19 protein-coding genes are annotated in these 14,719 nt (G+C 70.2%); 15 read left to right on the forward strand and 4 right to left on the reverse strand.

Annotated features, from left to right (window positions below; translation table 11 throughout):
• Positions 1-18 precede the first annotated feature (18 nt).
• The 8 genes from sufB (at position 19) to VGK78_RS07820 (ending at position 6,803) form a co-directional block, all read left to right on the forward strand.
• On the forward strand, positions 19-1,446 hold the full coding sequence (gene sufB / locus VGK78_RS07785) for a Fe-S cluster assembly protein SufB (RefSeq protein WP_331527022.1): 1,428 nt from the start codon (positions 19-21) through the stop codon (positions 1,444-1,446).
• Between the two features lie 26 nt (positions 1,447-1,472).
• Entirely contained in the window at positions 1,473-2,612 is a 1,140-nt protein-coding gene (gene sufD, locus VGK78_RS07790; protein WP_414690654.1) for a Fe-S cluster assembly protein SufD, read from the forward strand.
• Positions 2,609-2,944 carry a non-heme iron oxygenase ferredoxin subunit gene (locus VGK78_RS07795; RefSeq protein ID WP_331527024.1) on the forward strand — a complete coding sequence of 112 codons (336 nt, stop codon included), beginning with the start codon at positions 2,609-2,611 and terminating at the stop codon, positions 2,942-2,944. Before sufD ends, VGK78_RS07795 begins: the two co-directional genes overlap by 4 nt.
• Positions 2,941-3,708 carry a Fe-S cluster assembly ATPase SufC gene (sufC, locus tag VGK78_RS07800; RefSeq protein WP_331527025.1) on the forward strand — a complete coding sequence of 256 codons (768 nt, stop codon included), beginning with the start codon at positions 2,941-2,943 and terminating at the stop codon, positions 3,706-3,708. The genes VGK78_RS07795 and sufC overlap by 4 nt, the downstream gene beginning before the upstream one ends.
• A gap of 51 nt (positions 3,709-3,759) precedes the next feature.
• Positions 3,760-5,025, forward strand: coding sequence for a cysteine desulfurase (locus VGK78_RS07805; RefSeq protein WP_414690648.1), 1,266 nt, complete (start codon positions 3,760-3,762; stop codon positions 5,023-5,025).
• 3 nt (positions 5,026-5,028) lie between these two features.
• Positions 5,029-5,481, forward strand: a complete 453-nt coding sequence (gene sufU, locus VGK78_RS07810; RefSeq protein ID WP_331527026.1) for a Fe-S cluster assembly sulfur transfer protein SufU — start codon at positions 5,029-5,031, stop codon at positions 5,479-5,481.
• Positions 5,482-5,507: 26 nt separating this feature from the next.
• The gene (locus tag VGK78_RS07815; protein ID WP_331527124.1) at positions 5,508-5,852 is read left to right on the forward strand and encodes a metal-sulfur cluster assembly factor; all 345 of its coding nucleotides are present in this window, start codon (positions 5,508-5,510) and stop codon (positions 5,850-5,852) included.
• Positions 5,853-5,990: 138 nt separating this feature from the next.
• On the forward strand, positions 5,991-6,803 hold the full coding sequence (locus tag VGK78_RS07820; protein ID WP_331527027.1) for a class I SAM-dependent methyltransferase: 813 nt from the start codon (positions 5,991-5,993) through the stop codon (positions 6,801-6,803).
• Here VGK78_RS07820 and VGK78_RS07825 read toward each other — a convergent pair.
• Positions 6,697-7,620, reverse strand: coding sequence for a transglycosylase SLT domain-containing protein (locus tag VGK78_RS07825; protein WP_331527028.1), 924 nt, complete (start codon positions 7,618-7,620; stop codon positions 6,697-6,699). The genes VGK78_RS07820 and VGK78_RS07825 overlap by 107 nt on opposite strands.
• Positions 7,621-7,694: 74 nt before the next feature.
• Here VGK78_RS07825 and VGK78_RS07830 point away from each other — a divergent pair, with 74 nt between their 5' ends.
• From VGK78_RS07830 to VGK78_RS07840, 3 genes are all read left to right on the forward strand, one after another.
• Positions 7,695-7,841 carry a hypothetical protein gene (locus VGK78_RS07830; RefSeq protein ID WP_331527029.1) on the forward strand — a complete coding sequence of 49 codons (147 nt, stop codon included), beginning with the start codon at positions 7,695-7,697 and terminating at the stop codon, positions 7,839-7,841.
• A 137-nt stretch (positions 7,842-7,978) separates the two neighbouring features.
• Positions 7,979-8,182, forward strand: coding sequence for a hypothetical protein (locus VGK78_RS07835; RefSeq protein ID WP_331527030.1), 204 nt, complete (start codon positions 7,979-7,981; stop codon positions 8,180-8,182).
• Positions 8,183-8,493: 311 nt separating this feature from the next.
• Entirely contained in the window at positions 8,494-9,036 is a 543-nt protein-coding gene (locus tag VGK78_RS07840) for a hypothetical protein (protein WP_331527031.1), read from the forward strand.
• A gap of 145 nt (positions 9,037-9,181) precedes the next feature.
• On the opposite strand, the gene VGK78_RS07845 is transcribed toward VGK78_RS07840, so the two are convergent.
• A complete protein-coding gene (locus VGK78_RS07845; protein ID WP_331527033.1) occupies positions 9,182-9,421 on the reverse strand; it encodes a hypothetical protein in 240 nt (79 codons plus the stop codon).
• 104 nt (positions 9,422-9,525) lie between these two features.
• Here VGK78_RS07845 and VGK78_RS07850 point away from each other — a divergent pair, with 104 nt between their 5' ends.
• Entirely contained in the window at positions 9,526-10,269 is a 744-nt protein-coding gene (locus VGK78_RS07850) for a maleylpyruvate isomerase family mycothiol-dependent enzyme (protein WP_331527034.1), read from the forward strand.
• 10 nt (positions 10,270-10,279) lie between these two features.
• Positions 10,280-10,888 (forward strand): acVLRF1 family peptidyl-tRNA hydrolase, encoded by a 609-nt coding sequence (locus VGK78_RS07855; RefSeq protein ID WP_331527035.1) that lies wholly within the window; start codon positions 10,280-10,282, stop codon positions 10,886-10,888.
• On the opposite strand, the gene VGK78_RS07860 is transcribed toward VGK78_RS07855, so the two are convergent.
• Positions 10,889-11,353 carry an Lrp/AsnC family transcriptional regulator gene (locus tag VGK78_RS07860; RefSeq protein WP_331527036.1) on the reverse strand — a complete coding sequence of 155 codons (465 nt, stop codon included), beginning with the start codon at positions 11,351-11,353 and terminating at the stop codon, positions 10,889-10,891.
• An 88-nt stretch (positions 11,354-11,441) separates the two neighbouring features.
• On the opposite strand from VGK78_RS07860, the gene VGK78_RS07865 reads away from it, so the two are divergent.
• Together VGK78_RS07865 and VGK78_RS07870 are read left to right on the forward strand one after the other, a co-directional pair.
• Positions 11,442-12,368: an EamA family transporter gene (locus VGK78_RS07865; RefSeq protein WP_331527037.1), complete on the forward strand. Its 927-nt coding sequence runs from the start codon at positions 11,442-11,444 to the stop codon at positions 12,366-12,368.
• Between the two features lie 8 nt (positions 12,369-12,376).
• Positions 12,377-13,357 (forward strand): aldo/keto reductase, encoded by a 981-nt coding sequence (locus tag VGK78_RS07870; RefSeq protein WP_331527038.1) that lies wholly within the window; start codon positions 12,377-12,379, stop codon positions 13,355-13,357.
• Positions 13,358-13,359: 2 nt separating this feature from the next.
• Here the strand turns inward: VGK78_RS07870 and VGK78_RS07875 are convergent, their stop codons facing one another.
• A complete protein-coding gene (locus VGK78_RS07875; protein ID WP_331527039.1) occupies positions 13,360-14,718 on the reverse strand; it encodes a serine hydrolase domain-containing protein in 1,359 nt (452 codons plus the stop codon).
• Position 14,719 lies beyond the last annotated feature (1 nt).

Genomic DNA, 14,719 nt, shown 5'->3' on the forward strand with positions numbered 1-14,719 from the left:
GAGAGGGAGGCAGTCCTAATGACGACCGCTCCTGAGGCACTCACCCAGGAGGAGACGCTCGCGACGCTCGGCCGCTACGACTTCGGCTGGGCCGATCCGGACGCCGCCGGTGCCACCGCACGTCGCGGCTTGTCCGCCGACGTCGTCGCCGACATCTCCGCACTGAAGAACGAGCCGCAGTGGATGCTCGACTTCCGGCTGAAGGCACTCGACATGTTCGAGCGCAAGCCGATGCCACGCTGGGGCGCCGATCTGTCGGGCATCGACTTCGACAACATCAAGTACTTCGTCCGCTCCACCGAGAAGCAGGCGACCTCCTGGGACGAGCTGCCCGAGGACATCAAGAACACCTACGACAAGCTGGGCATCCCCGAGGCCGAGAAGGCCCGACTGGTGTCCGGTGTGGCGGCGCAGTACGAGTCCGAGGTCGTCTACCACCAGATCCGCGAGGACCTGGAGGAGCAGGGCGTGATCTTCCTGGACACCGACTCCGGTCTGCGCGAGCAGCCGGAGATCTTCCAGCAGTACTTCGGCACCGTGATCCCGGTCGGCGACAACAAGTTCGCCGCGCTGAACACCTCCGTCTGGTCCGGTGGCTCGTTCATCTACGTGCCCAAGGGTGTCCACGTCGACATCCCGCTGCAGGCGTACTTCCGGATCAACACCGAGAACATGGGCCAGTTCGAGCGCACCCTGATCATCGTCGACGAGGACGCCTACGTGCACTACGTCGAGGGCTGCACCGCGCCGATCTACTCCTCCGACTCGCTGCACTCGGCCGTCGTCGAGATCATCGTGAAGAAGGGCGGTCGCTGCCGCTACACGACCATCCAGAACTGGTCGAACAACGTCTACAACCTGGTGACGACGCGGGCGACCTGCGAGGCCGGGGCCACCATGGAGTGGGTCGACGGCAACATCGGCTCCAAGGTGACCATGAAGTACCCCGCGGTCTACCTGCTCGGTGAGCACGCCAAGGGCGAGACCCTGTCGATCGCGTTCGCCGGCGAGGGCCAGCACCAGGACGCCGGCGCCAAGATGGTCCACGCCGCGCCGCACACCTCGAGCTCGATCCTGAGCAAGAGCGTGGCGCGCGGCGGTGGGCGCACGTCGTATCGCGGGCTGATCCAGGTCAACGAGGGCGCCTATGGCTCGAAGTCCAACGTCCTGTGCGACGCGCTGCTGGTCGACCAGATCAGCCGCAGCGACACCTACCCCTACGTCGACATCCGCGAGGACGACGTGTCCATGGGCCACGAGGCGAGCGTCTCGAAGGTGTCCGACGACCAGCTCTTCTACCTGATGTCCCGCGGCCTGGCCGAGGACGAGGCGATGGCGATGATCGTGCGCGGCTTCGTCGAGCCGATCGCCAAGGAGCTGCCGATGGAGTACGCCCTCGAGCTCAACCGGCTGATCGAGCTGCAGATGGAAGGAGCGGTCGGCTAGTGACAGCGGTTGCGGACGCGCTCGAGATCGAGCGCGTCGAGTCCCACCTGCACCCCGAGGGGTCGTTCGACGTCGACGCCCACGAGGTGCCGACGGGGCGCGAGGAGATCTGGCGGTTCACCCCGCTGAAGCGGCTCCGTGGTCTGCACCGCGACGCGGCGCTCGACGGTGCGGCCGTCGGTGCGGAGTACGACGCGCCCGAGCAGGTCGTGTTCGAGCAGGTCGAGGCCGGGAGCCCGGTGCTCGGCTCGAGCGGCTTCGTGCCGACCGACCGGATCGCAGCGCGGGTGTGGCACGAGGCCGGCCGTCGGTACGCCGTGACGATCCCGGCCGAGGCAGAGCTCGACCGCCCGGTCGTGGTCACGCTGACCGGGTCCGACGTCGAGCAGGCCACCGCGACCCACGCCGTGATCACCGCCGGTCCTCACAGCCGAGCGACCGTGGTCCTGCGCTTCGTGGGGTCGGCCACCCTCGCCGACATCGTCGAGGTCGTCGTCGGTGACGGTGCCGAGCTGACGGTGGTCCACATCGACGACTGGGCCGACGACGCCGTGCACGTCGGGCACCGGCACACCCAGGTGGGCCGCGACGCCCGCTTCAAGCACGTCGACGTGAGCTTCGGAGGCGACGTCGTCCGCCACGACACCACGGCGGAGTACACCGGACCGGGCGGCGACGTCGAGATGCTCGGTCTCTACTTCGCCGACGCGGGACAGCACATCGAGCACCGGCTGTTCGTCGACCATACCGCGCCGAAGACCAAGAGCCACGTCACCTACAAGGGTGCGCTCCAGGGCGACCGCGCGCACACGGTGTGGATCGGCAACGTGCTGATCCGCAAGGTCGCCGAGGGCATCGAGACCTACGAGGAGAACCGCAACCTCGTGCTCACCGACGGCTGCCAGGCCGACTCGGTGCCCAACCTCGAGATCGAGACCGGAGAGATCGCGGGCGCCGGCCACGCGTCAGCGACCGGTCGCTTCGACGACGAGCAGCTCTTCTACCTGCGCTCGCGCGGCATCGCCGAGAACGAGGCCCGGCGTCTGGTCGTGCACGGGTTCTTCAACGACCTGATCCGCCGGATCGCCGTACCGCAGATCGAGGAGGAGCTGGCCGCGACCGTCGAGGCCGAGCTCGCCAAGAACGTGTTGAAGGAGTTGGCGTGAGCTTCGAGTTCGCCTGCTCCATCGACGAGTTCCGCGAGGGCGAGGCCGTCGGCGCGACCGTCGGCGACCAGGACGTCGCGCTGGCCCGTGACGGCGACGAGTTCTTCGCCGTCGAGGACGTCTGCTCGCACGCCGCCGTCGCGCTCAGCGAGGGCGAGGTCGAGGGCTGCACGGTCGAGTGCTGGCTGCACGGATCGCGCTTCGACCTCCGCACCGGCAAGCCGACCGGGCTTCCCGCCACCGAGCCGGTTGCCACCTTCCCCGTCGAGGTACGCGGCAACGACGTGTACGTCGACGTCACCACCACGTTGAACGGAGTGACACCTCAATGAGCACCCTCGAGATCAAGGACCTCCACGTCTCGGTCAGGACCGACGACGAGGAGAAGGAGATCCTGACCGGCGTCACGCTGACCATCAACGACGGTGAGACCCACGCGATCATGGGCCCCAACGGGTCGGGCAAGTCCACGCTGGCGTACTCGATCGCCGGACACCCGAAGTACACGATCACGTCGGGCTCGGTGACCCTGGACGGCCAGGACGTCCTCGCGATGACCGTCGACCAGCGGGCGCGGGCCGGACTGTTCCTGGCGATGCAGTACCCCGTCGAGGTGCCGGGCGTGTCGGTCGCGAACTTCCTCCGCACGGCGAAGACCGCGATCGACGGCGAGGCGCCGAAGCTGCGCACCTGGGTCAAGGACGTCAACAGCGCGCTCGAGGAGCTGAACCTCGACCCGTCGTTCGCGCAGCGCTCGGTCAACGAGGGCTTCTCCGGCGGCGAGAAGAAGCGCCACGAGATCGCCCAGCTCGAGCTGCTCGACCCCAAGGTGGCGGTGCTCGACGAGACCGACTCCGGCCTCGACATCGACGCGCTGAAGATCGTCGCCGAGGGCGTGAACCGGTTCCGCACGCAGGAAGGCAAGGGCGTCCTGCTGATCACCCACTACACGCGCATCCTGCGCTACATCGAGCCCGACTTCGTCCATGTCTTCGTCGCCGGCCGGGTGGCCGAGTCCGGTGGCAAGGAGCTGGCGGAACAGCTCGAGTCCGAGGGCTACGACAAATACGTGAAGGCGGCCGTCACCGCCGGTTGAGGAGGCGCGCCGGCGCCCTCTCGAATCCGAGGTGACCCGAAAGGAGACCAGATGGACGGACTGCTCCCCGACCTCGAGGTCGTCCGCAAGGACTTCCCGATCCTGTCGCGAATGCTCGCCGATGGCCAGCCGCTGGTCTATCTCGACTCGGCGAACACCTCGCAGAAGCCCCAGGTGGTCATCGACACGATGGTCGACCACCTCGAGCGCCATAACGCCAACATCGCGCGGGCGATGCACCAGCTCGGTGCCGAGGCGACCGCGGCGTACGAGAGCGCCCGCGACAAGGTGGCGGCGTTCCTCGGTGCCCCCGACCGCGACGAGATCGTCTTCCTCAAGAACGCCTCCGAGGCGCTGAACCTCGCCGCCAGCACGCTGGCGTGGCCGGGGGAGCGGCGGGTCGGTCCCGGCGACGAGGTCGTGATCACCGAGATGGAGCACCACTCCAACATCGTGCCGTGGCAGCTCCTCACCGAACGCACGGGCGCGACGCTGCGGTGGTTCGGGGTGACCGACGAGGGACACCTGGACCTCTCGAACGTCGACGAGCTGATCACCGAGCGCACCAAGGTCGTCTCGCTGGTCTGGGTCTCCAACATGCTCGGCACCGTCAACCCGATCGGTGAGATCGCGCGGCGTGCCCACGAGGTGGGTGCGCTCGTGGTGGTCGACGCCTCCCAAGCCGCCCCGCAGCTGCCGATCGACCTCGCGGCGATGCCCGACGCGGAGCGGCCCGACCTGCTCGCGTTCACCGGCCACAAGACCGTCGGTCCGACCGGCATCGGGGTCCTGTGGGGACGCCGGGCGGTCCTCGACCAGCTCCCGCCGTTCCTGGGCGGCGGCGAGATGATCGAGACGGTCACGATGGAGCGGTCGACGTACGCACCCGTCCCGCACAAGTTCGAGGCCGGCACGCCTCCGATCGTCGAGGCCGTGGGGCTCGGTGCTGCGGTCGACTACCTGTCTGTGCTGGGCATGGCGAACGTGCACCGGCACGAGCAGGCGGTCACGGCGTACGCGCTCGAGGGCCTGCAGACCGTGCCCGGGCTGAGGGTGCTCGGCCCCGTGGACGCCACGGAGCGTGGGGGAGCGATCTCGTTCGAGATCCCGGGCGTCCACCCGCACGACGTCGCGACCGTGCTCGACACCCGGGGCATCGCGGTGCGGGCCGGTCACCACTGCGCGAAGCCCGCGCACCAGCGGTTCGGGGTGCAGAGCTCGACGCGGATGTCGTCGTACCTCTACACGACGCCGGCGGAGATCGACGCCCTGATCGACGGCCTGGAATACACCCGCAGCTACTTCAAGTTGGGTTGAGAGATGAGCACGGACCTCGACGCTCTGTACCAGGAGATCATCCTGGACCACTACAAGAACCCCCACCACAAGGGCCTGCGGGAGCCCTTCGAGGCGGAGGTCCACCACGTCAACCCCACGTGCGGTGACGAGGTGACACTGCGCGTGCACCTCGACGGCGCGACGGTGGGGGATGTGTCGTACGACGCGCTCGGCTGCTCGATCTCGCAGGCTTCGGCCTCGGTGCTGACCGATCTCGTGATCGGCAAGCCGGTCGACGAGGCGATGGCGATCCACGACGAGTTCCTGACCCTGATGCAGGGCAAGGGCCAGGTCGAGCCGGACGAGGCGGTGCTGGAGGACGGTGTCGCGTTCGCGGGCGTCGCCAAGTTCCCCGCCCGGATCAAGTGCGCCCTGCTGTCCTGGATGGCCTGGAAGGACGCGACGACAACCGCTCAGATGGAGGCAGCGAAGTGACCACGAACCCTGTCGATCACGGCGACCTGCCGGAGGTGACGGCCGGTGGCGCCGGCACGTCGACCACGACCGTCGAGGACGTCACCGAGGCCCTCAAGGACGTCGTCGACCCCGAGCTCGGCATCAACGTCGTCGACCTCGGCCTGGTGTACGGCGTCCACATCGACCCGGACACCAACGCCGTCATCGACATGACCCTGACCTCGGCCGCGTGCCCGCTCACCGACGTCATCGAGGACCAGACCAACACCGCCCTCGAGGGCATGGTCAACGACGTCCTCATCAACTGGGTCTGGATGCCCCCGTGGGGCCCGGACAAGATCACCGACGACGGCCGCGAGCAGCTCCGCGCCCTGGGCTTCAACGTCTGAGCCGCGACTCCGCGAGGAACGAGCGGGGTCGCGACATGAAGAGGTCGAGCGAGCCCCGCGGGTGAGCCTGCGAACCCGCGACGGGCGGGTCGAGACCTGGGCCGCGACCCAGTCACACTCGGCTGGATAATCGCCCAGGTGACCGACGGCTCGCCTGACGCGGATCGGCGTCGCTTCCTGGATGAGCGGCGGGTCATCTGTGAGCGGCGGATGGACACGCTGCACGCCCCGACGTACGACGAGAGATGGGGCGCGTACGTCAACGAGGCCCATGGTCGGTGCGTGCAGGCCCTGATCGCCCGTCTGGCGCCGGGGTCGGTGGTGCTCGACGCGGCCTGCGGCACCGGCAAGTACTGGGAGATGCTGCTCTCGGCCGGCCTCGGGATCGTCGGGGTGGATCAGTCCAGCCGCATGCTGGAGCTCGCGAGCCGCAAGCACCCTGAGGTCCCGGTGTCGCACGGCTCGCTTCAGGACCTGGTCGCCCGGGCAGACCTGGGCAGCGCGATGGACGCGCTCCTGTGCATCGACGCCATGGAGAACGTCGGCCCGGAGGACTGGCCCGGTGTGGTGAAGGGTTTCGCGGCTGTGTTGCGGCCCGGTGCCCCGGCGTACGTCACGGTCGAGCTGCCGGAGGACGACATCGTGATGGACGAGGACGCCGTCACCGCGCCGTTGGTCGCCGGAGAGGTGCTCGAAGGCGGCGCGTACCACTTCTACCCGTCGGCCGACCAGGCCCGCGAGTGGCTGACCGAGCGCGCTTCGACGTCCGGGACGAGCTGGAAGGCGACGGGTACCTCCACTTCCTGCTCCGACGCTGCTGAGCTCCGGTCGGGATCGACCGCGATCAGCGAAGGACCAGCGACTCCGGGTGCCGCGCGAGCCAGGCGCGGACGGAGACACCTCGTCGCTCGTCGTACCCCACCGGGAGCAGGACGCTGCCGCGTGACGTGAGGTAGAAGACCCGCCAGGAGTAGAACCCGAGGAACTGTCGGGGACGGCGCTTCATGACGCCGGCGAGCAGGGTCACGGCGCGGGCGTACGCCGTGGAGTCGTTGTAGTGACGCAGCGCCTCGAGCGGCGTCCGGGTGAAGCCGTTCACCGCGAGCAGGCGGGCGGCGCCGAGCACGGCGTCGTGCGGGTCGTCGATGTCGCCGCCCGCGCCGTAGGCGCGCCAGGTGGCCGGGATGAATTGCATCGGACCGCGAGCCCCCGCGGTCGAGAGCCCGTGCACACGTCCGAACGCCGACTCGACCAGGTTGATCGCTGCCAGGTAGGACCAGCCCACGCCGAAGCGCCGCTCGGCCTCGCGGTACGCGGCCATCAGGTGACGGGCCGGAGGTGGCGGCACGATCCGCCACGCAGGCAGGCGGTGGGCGAGGTCCTGGGGACTCGTCGGATGCATCGACCGAAGCAGGTGTCCGGCCACGATCGTCGCCCTCGTCTCCTCACGCAACGTGGGCGGAAGCCGCGCCAGGACACGCCGCGCCAGCGCCGGGTGGAGGCCGAGCGCGCGCAGGGCGACCTGCTGGCGCTCTCCGGCCGTGCGCAGATCCGTCTGCGACGTACCGCGGCTGTCGATAGCCCGATCGATCTCCTCGAGCCGCTGTGCCGCGCGCGCGACCGGCCCGGGCTCGGCCGGCCGCGCGCTCGCACTCCCGCTGGGACGGCTCGTCGGCGCGTGGTTCGCGTCCGGGCGGCTCGCGCTCGGGCCGCCGCACCCGACGAGGGCCAGCGCGACCACCGCCGCGGCCAGGGGGCGATGGTCCATACCCGGCAGCGTAGGTCGCCCCTCGATTGCCACCGGCAGGCGACGTATCCTGGCGTCGGCTGACAGGAGCAGTCATGTGGTGGATCGTCGGCGGTGGTGTGGTTCTCGCCTTCTTGTGGCTGGTGGCACCGACGTGGCGGGCGCTGCACAGGGTCTACCCGACCGAGGCGCGCGACTCCGCTGCGGTCTATTGGGCTCAGCACTCGTCGTCCCACGGTTGACGTGGGAGATGCCGCTGACATTGCGCTCGCCCGGGTGAGCCTGCCGCCGTGAGCCAGAAGCGTTCGCGCGTGTCGAGATGGCGGCTGTCCGGGACGGCTACGCTGTCGGCATCGGATACCCACGACGGGGAGCGCCCATGAGCATGTTCTCGAATCCCGGCAGTGCCCCGTTCCGCGACCTTCCGCCCGGGCCGCACCCCGGGGTGCCCACCGACCCGGACGCCCACGTCGCACCCGACTCCCTCGACCGGCGTATCCGTTCGGTCGTGAGGAGTCGGTGGACCCTGATCGTGCTCGGCTGCGTCGTCGTGGCCATTTTCGTCGTGCTGTCGCTGTACTGAAGCGGCGGTCAGGAACGACACCTGGGCGGTGCACTGGGCTTCCTGTTGAGCTGGGTCGGCTTCGGGATCGCGGTCGCGTTCAGTGCGTGGCGTGTGAGGCGACCGCGCCAGCACCTTCCCGCGGGAGTTCACCGCGACTGAGTGGCCGCGCAGGCGGTGCGGCGAGTCGGTCGTAGTACCAAGGTCCAATTGAAGCCTTCTCCGTCGAGGGGCGAGCGTAAGCCTCGCAATCCGATACAAGGCGGCGGGGAGCCGACGGAGCTCGGAACTCCTCGCCCGTTCGTCCGGTCCACTCAGGGAGGGTCACCGCCATGCGAGTTCTTCGTTCTCTGTCGATCCTGATGGTTGCTCTGGTCGCGGTGGGAACCGTCTCCCTACCGGCCGCGGTCGCCGGCTCCTCGCCGTTCGCGAAGGGCGGCGAGCCGACGTGCACGGTCCTCGTCACCTCACCGTCGAGCTCGACGACGACCTGTAGCGGGACGTTGAGCAGCGGCATGGGCGGACAAGATGAGTCCGCGAGTCTCGACGTCGACGGCTCCGCCGCGTACCGGTGCCAGGACGCGACCGGCGCCACCGTGCCGGGCCAGATCGTGAAGGGCGGGACGGGAACGCAGACCACCTTCTTGACCAGCAAGAAGAGCACGCGGTTCACCACCGTCCCGACCGACCTCACCGCCCAGACGATCCTCACCGGGACGGGGAGCGGGTGTGCAGACGGCTCGACGGTGGTCGACCTCACTCTGAGCACGACCAGGATCACGCTGTGGATCTCGGCGCCGGGCGACGGCACGATCCTGGTCTGCACCGCCGCTGACCCGGACGGACTGAGTGGCACCGTCGCACTCACCTGCTAGTCCGGCGGCGCACGCCGACCGGACGTCATGCGGTGCGAGCCATAGCTGGCACCGTCCGCATGACGTCGTGAGGCGCCGGTGTCGAGCAACCGCCGACGCCGATTCCGCACATCGCCCTTGGGTCAGCCCGGACGATCGCCTCGGGTCAGCGCCGCCTCTTGATGCTGGGGAGAGCCTCCACGACCGCCTCCGCGCCGGCCGCGTCGGGCAGTTCGCTCAAGCGGTCCAGGAGGGGTCGTGCGGGCCCCTGCCAGCGCATCGGTGAGGACAGCGACTCCCTCTCGAGTGCCACGTAGCCGTCTGCGAGATTCTGCACGATGAACGCATCCGGGGCGACACGTGCAAGCTCGCGCCGGATGGCCCTCGGGAGAAGGATGATGTGCACCGCTGCGAACGTATCAGCGGCGGCGGCCGGACGAAGCACAACGCGAGAGCAGCTGCGCCGAAATCTCCCGCGCGTCCTGCGGCGTCGCCTGTAACACTGCGGACATGCAGCTCGAGCAGCACCTGGCGGGGTTCCGTGAGGCCGTGGACGCGTTCGCCGACTCGGCGACGACGGCGGGGCTCGAGACCGCCGTCCCGACCACACCCGACTGGGACGTACGTCGCCTGGTCGCCCATCAAGGCCTGATCCACCGCTGGGCGACGGGTCACCTCCTCGCCGAGGAGGTCGACGTCGACGAGACCGAGCACGAGGGGGTCACCGCCGCCGACCCGGTCGACTGGCTCCGGGAAGGGGCGGACCGCCTGGTCTCGACGCTGATCGCGGCCCCGGACGACCTCTCAGCGCTCGTCTTCCTGGCCGATGCGCCGGCGCCGCGGCAGTTCTGGGCGCGGCGCCAATGCCACGAGACCACGATCCACGCGGTCGATGCGCTCTCGGCCCGCCTCGGGCGCTACCCCAGAGCCGCGGACACCTGGATCGGCCGCGAGCTCGCACTGGACGGCATCGACGAGCTGCTCACCGGATTCCTCCCGCGGCCCCGCTCGCAGCTGCGGACGGATGAGCCGCTGACGATCGCGATCCTGCCCGAGGACGCCGAGCAGCGCTGGCTGGTCGCGCTCAGCCCACAGCCGCCGGTGACCGCCCGCGGCCTGGGCGATGAGGAAGCAGACGTCCTGCTCCGCGGTTCCGCGGTGGCGCTCTACCTCACGCTCTGGAACCGCAGCGACGAGGTCTCCGACGAGAGCCTCGATCTCTGGGCGGAGGCGGCGCGGGTCACCTGGGGCTGATGACCCGCTGATGACAGAGGTCCTGGTCCCGGCCGCGCGCTTCGTGCGTTGGGCCGACAACTTCCGCCACCGCCACGGCGACACGGCGCTCACGGTCGGCGACGGCGCGCTCCGGGGTACGGCGGCCGATGCCTCGACGTTCACCGCCCGCCTGCCGTTCGACACCGTGTACGCCGGAGCCGCCGACGCGACCGCGTTCACCGCGGCGGTGACGCCGCCGGATCGCTGGGGCATCCTGCTGGTCCGCAAGGGCGGGTTCGCGGTGGCCCGGCTCGCCGGCGACGAGGTCGTCGAGCACAAGATCGGTCAGCGCCACGTGCAGGGACGGACCAAGGCCGGCGGGCAGAGCCAGCAACGCTTCGCGCGGCGTCGCGACAACCAGGCCCGGCAGGCCTACGAGGCGGCTGCCGATCACGCCGCGCGCATCCTCGGTGGCACCGAGGATGTTGTCACCGGCGGTGACCACGTCGCGGTCGACGAGGTGCTGGCCGATCCTCGCCTGCGTGCGCTGGCCGTCACGGGTCCGTGGCTCGCGGTCCCCGACCCCCGCCGGGCGGTCCTGGACGCCGCCGTCGATGACGCGCTCGCGCTGCGGGTCGAGGTGGTGAACGCGGACTGATCAGTCGGGGATCGGCAGCGGCCGGCCCGGCACCGGGCTGGTGACCACGATCGACGAGACGGTCTGCCCGTGCTTGAGGAACAGGTCGAGCACCTCCTCCAGTCCGGCCACGGTCGCGGCATGCACCTTGATCAGGAAGCAGTCCTCCCCGGTGATCCGGTGGCACTCGCTCACCTGCTCGGTGGCCACCGCGAGATCGGCGATCCGGCCGAGCTGGCCGGGCGCAGGGCGCAGGCGCACGAACGCCGTGACCGGCAGGCCGAGGGCCGCGGGGTCGACCTCCATCCGGAAACCGGTGATCACTCCTGCCCGCTGCAGGCGCTGGACGCGTTCGCTCACCGCCGGCGCGGACAGTCCGACGCGACGGCCGAGCTCCGACATCGACAGCCGCGGATCGGCGTACATCTCGCGCAGGAGCCGTCGGTTGGTCGCGTCGAGCTGTTCGTGGAGTTGCAGGTCGCTCATCGCATCTCCCTTCGATTCGCAAGCAGAACACCGCGACGGCCTGGGATCAACCCTTCAGATCCCCTGTATCGCCTCGGACCATGGAGACATGCCCACGAGCACCCGGGACCCGGTCGTCCCGCACGCGCGCCCCGCAGCCCACGGGGCGGCCACGCCCTCGGCCCTGGGTGCGGTCGTCCTCGCCGCGGTCTTCCACTACCTCGGTCCGTCGCTCGCGGTCCTGCTCTTCGTCCACGTCGACACCCTCGGTGTCGCCTGGCTCCGCCTCGTGTCCGCGGCCGTCGTCCTGGCGCTGTGGCGGCGGCCCTGGACCGTGCTCCGCGGCGCGACCGGGCGGGAACGGCTCACGATGCTCGCGCTCGGAGCCGTCCTCGCCGCCATGAACGCCGCCTTCTACCTCGCCCTGGACCTCGCCCCGCTGGCGACCGTCGCCAGCATCGAGTTCCTCGGCGTCGTGGCGCTGGCGGCGTACGGCGTGCGCTCGCGGCGCAACCTCACCGCGCTGACGCTGTCCTGCGCGGGGGTCGCCCTGCTGACCACGGTGAGCATCGAGGGCAGCGCCGCCGGCCTGGCCTGGGCGGGTGTCAACTGCCTCGGCTTCGTGCTGTACGTCGTGCTCGGGCACCGGATCGCCTCGGTGCAGTCGGAGGCCCCGACCACGCCGAGCGCCGCGACCGGCGTCGACCGGCTGTCGGTGGCCGTGGTCGTCGGCGCGGTCGTGGCGACGCCGTTCGGGATCGCCCAGGCGACCCCGGCGTTCACCCATCCGCTCTGGCTGATGTGGGGCGTCGGCGTCGGAGTCTGCTCGACCGTCATCCCGTACGTCGCGGACCAGTGGGCGATGGCACGGTTGCCTCGTGCCAGCTACGCGCTGATGCTCGCCCTGCTCCCGGTCACCGCGACCCTGTGCGGGCTGGTGATCCTCGGTCAGGTCCCCGGCCACCAGGAGGTGCTCGGCATCGGTCTGGTCGGAGCCGCGGTGGCGCTGCATCGCCCGCGCGAGGCCCGGTCATGACGCCGAGCATGCGGTATACGCGCCTCGGCTCCAGCGGGCTCGAGGTCTCGCGGCTGGTGCTCGGGATGATGAGCTTCGGTGACCACTCCGCGCGGGCCTGGCACCTCGACCTCGACGGGGCCCGGCCACTGGTAGGCCGCGCGGCCGAGGCCGGTGTCACGGCGTACGACACCGCTGACGTGTACGACGCGGGCGTCAGCGAGGAGGTGACCGGCCGGCTCCTGCGCGAGGTGTTCCCCCGACGTGACGAGTACGTGCTGGCCACGAAGGTCTACTTCCCGATGTCGGACGCCCCGGGCGATCGCGGTCTGTCGCGGCGTCACATCCTGGCCTCGATCGACGCGTCGCTTCGACGGCTCGGCACCGACCACGTGGATCTCTACTTCGTCCACCGGTGGGACTACGACACCCCGATCGAGGAGACGATGGAGGCGCTGGACTCCGTCGTACGGGCCGGAAAGGTGCGGTACCTCGGCGCCTCCAGCATGTACGCCTGGCAGTTCGCCCAGGCGCAGCACGTCGCCGAGCAGAACGGCTGGCACCGGTTCGTGGCGATGCAGAACCACTACCACCTCGCCTACCGCGAGGAGGAGCGCGAGATCGTGCCGCTCTGCCTCGACCAGGGCGTGGGCGTCCTGCCCTACAGCCCACTGGCTCGCGGCCTGCTCACCGGCACCCGCACGCGGGGCGGTGGTGGCAGTACGACGCGGTCGGGCAACGACCCCCTGGCAAGGAAGCTCTACTCCGACGCCGACTTCGACGTCGTCGACGCGCTGGTCGAGGTGTCCGAGGGGCTGGGCCGTCCGCCGGCCCAGGCCGCGCTCGCCTGGCTGCTCGGACGACCCGGCGTGACCGCCCCGATCGTCGGTGTCACCAAGCCGCACCACCTCGAGCACGCGCTCGAGTCCCTCGACCTCGAGCTCGGCGCGGGGGAGTGCGCGCGTCTGGAGGCGGCCTACGTCCCGCACGCGATGGCCGGGCCGGAGTGAGCTCAGCGCGGCAGGTGCTCCCCGAAGGCGATCGGCTCGCGGGTGAAGAGGTACGTCGCCCAGTTGAGCTTGGTCACGGTGCCGTCGGCGTCGCGGGTGATCCTCAGCAGCTCCCCGCGCTCGCGTCCGGCCACGTCGCGGTAGCCGTCCTCGGAGACCTTCACGAAGCGGGAGGGCGCCAGGGTCGCCGCGGCGGGCTTGTCGATCCGCGCCCTCAGCTCGCCCTGCTCGACCCAGAACGCGAACGGCTGGCCCTCGGAGAACCACCGGCCGAGCACACCCCGGAACTCGTCGGGGATCTCGGTGCCGGGCCGCCACGGCTCGGGCTCGACCGGGTCGTGCTCGACCACGTGGTCGGCCAGCTCGATCGCGAACGCGTCCGGCGGCACCGGAGCGGAGTTGTTCATCAGCACGATGCCGCCGGTGCCCGACTCGCGGTGCGTGAACACGCCGGTGATGTGCCCGGGCATGCCGCCGGTGTGCCCGACGTACGTGCGGCCGGCGGCGCCGCCGCCGGTGCGGATCAGGAAGAGGCCGAGGCCCATCGCGGCGTTCCAGTTCTCCGGGGTGAGCAGGATCTGCGGCTGGCACATCTCCTCGAGCGTGTCGGCCGAGAGCAGGTCGCCGGGGTCGGCCACGAACGCCGACCACTTCGCCAGGTCGCTCGCGGTGCTGGCCAGTCCGCCGCAGGGCGCGAGTGCCTTCAGATCCATCACCGGCTCCGGACGGGGCACGTCGTCGTACGGCGCGACGTAGTAGCCGGTCGCGTGCGGCCCCCCGTCGAACCCGTTAGAGGTGCGGGTCATCTCCAGCGGCTGGAGCAGCCGGGTGCGCAGCGACTCCTCCCACGAGCGGCCGTCGAGCTCCTCGATCAGCTGGCCGAGCATCGCGAAGACCACGTTGGAGTAGTGCCAGTGGTCGTGCGGCCTGAGCACGCGCTCCACGTCGTCGAAGTCGCGGCGCAGCTCCTTGGCCGTCGGGTTCTCGAGCGTCTCCCAGACGTCGCCGAGCGGCTCGCGGGCCATGCCGGAGACGTGCGCCAGACACTGCCGGATGGTGATCGGGTGGGAGACCTCCGGCACGTGGTCGCCGAGCAGGTCGTCGAGCGAGAGCCGGCCCTCGTCACGCAGCTGCATCACCATCACCGCGATGAAGGTCTTGGTGTTCGACGCGATCAGGAACTGGTCGTCCGGTCCGGGTGCTCGCCCCTCTCCCAGGTCCGCCTGGCCGATGCCCTCGCCCCAGAGCAGGCTGCCGCCGCGGGCGACGCCGGCGAACAGGCCGGGCACGCGGCCCTCACGCTGCTTGTCGAGGGCGATACGGCGGAGCTGACGGGTGGTGGTCTCCTGGAGCGACGACATG

It is taken from the genome of Nocardioides sp. (assembly GCF_036503465.1).
In the GTDB taxonomy this organism is placed as follows: Bacteria; Actinomycetota; Actinomycetes; order Propionibacteriales; family Nocardioidaceae; genus Nocardioides.

Bases quoted from the DNA above. Each gene is read 5' to 3' on its own strand.
- sufB (WP_331527022.1), top strand. From the start codon at position 19: ATGACGACCGCTCCTGAGGCACTCACCCAGGAGGAGACGCTCGCGACG.
- sufC (WP_331527025.1), top strand. From the start codon at position 2,941: ATGAGCACCCTCGAGATCAAGGACCTCCACGTCTCGGTCAGGACCGAC.
- VGK78_RS07805 (WP_414690648.1), top strand. From the start codon at position 3,760: ATGGACGGACTGCTCCCCGACCTCGAGGTCGTCCGCAAGGACTTCCCG.
- sufU (WP_331527026.1), top strand. From the start codon at position 5,029: ATGAGCACGGACCTCGACGCTCTGTACCAGGAGATCATCCTGGACCAC.
- VGK78_RS07825 (WP_331527028.1), bottom strand. From the start codon at position 7,620: ATGGACCATCGCCCCCTGGCCGCGGCGGTGGTCGCGCTGGCCCTCGTC.
- VGK78_RS07830 (WP_331527029.1), top strand. From the start codon at position 7,695: ATGTGGTGGATCGTCGGCGGTGGTGTGGTTCTCGCCTTCTTGTGGCTG.
- VGK78_RS07835 (WP_331527030.1), top strand. From the start codon at position 7,979: ATGAGCATGTTCTCGAATCCCGGCAGTGCCCCGTTCCGCGACCTTCCG.
- VGK78_RS07840 (WP_331527031.1), top strand. From the start codon at position 8,494: ATGCGAGTTCTTCGTTCTCTGTCGATCCTGATGGTTGCTCTGGTCGCG.
- VGK78_RS07850 (WP_331527034.1), top strand. From the start codon at position 9,526: ATGCAGCTCGAGCAGCACCTGGCGGGGTTCCGTGAGGCCGTGGACGCG.
- VGK78_RS07855 (WP_331527035.1), top strand. From the start codon at position 10,280: ATGACAGAGGTCCTGGTCCCGGCCGCGCGCTTCGTGCGTTGGGCCGAC.
- VGK78_RS07860 (WP_331527036.1), bottom strand. From the start codon at position 11,353: ATGAGCGACCTGCAACTCCACGAACAGCTCGACGCGACCAACCGACGG.
- VGK78_RS07865 (WP_331527037.1), top strand. From the start codon at position 11,442: ATGCCCACGAGCACCCGGGACCCGGTCGTCCCGCACGCGCGCCCCGCA.
- VGK78_RS07870 (WP_331527038.1), top strand. From the start codon at position 12,377: ATGCGGTATACGCGCCTCGGCTCCAGCGGGCTCGAGGTCTCGCGGCTG.
- VGK78_RS07875 (WP_331527039.1), bottom strand. From the start codon at position 14,718: ATGTCGTCGCTCCAGGAGACCACCACCCGTCAGCTCCGCCGTATCGCC.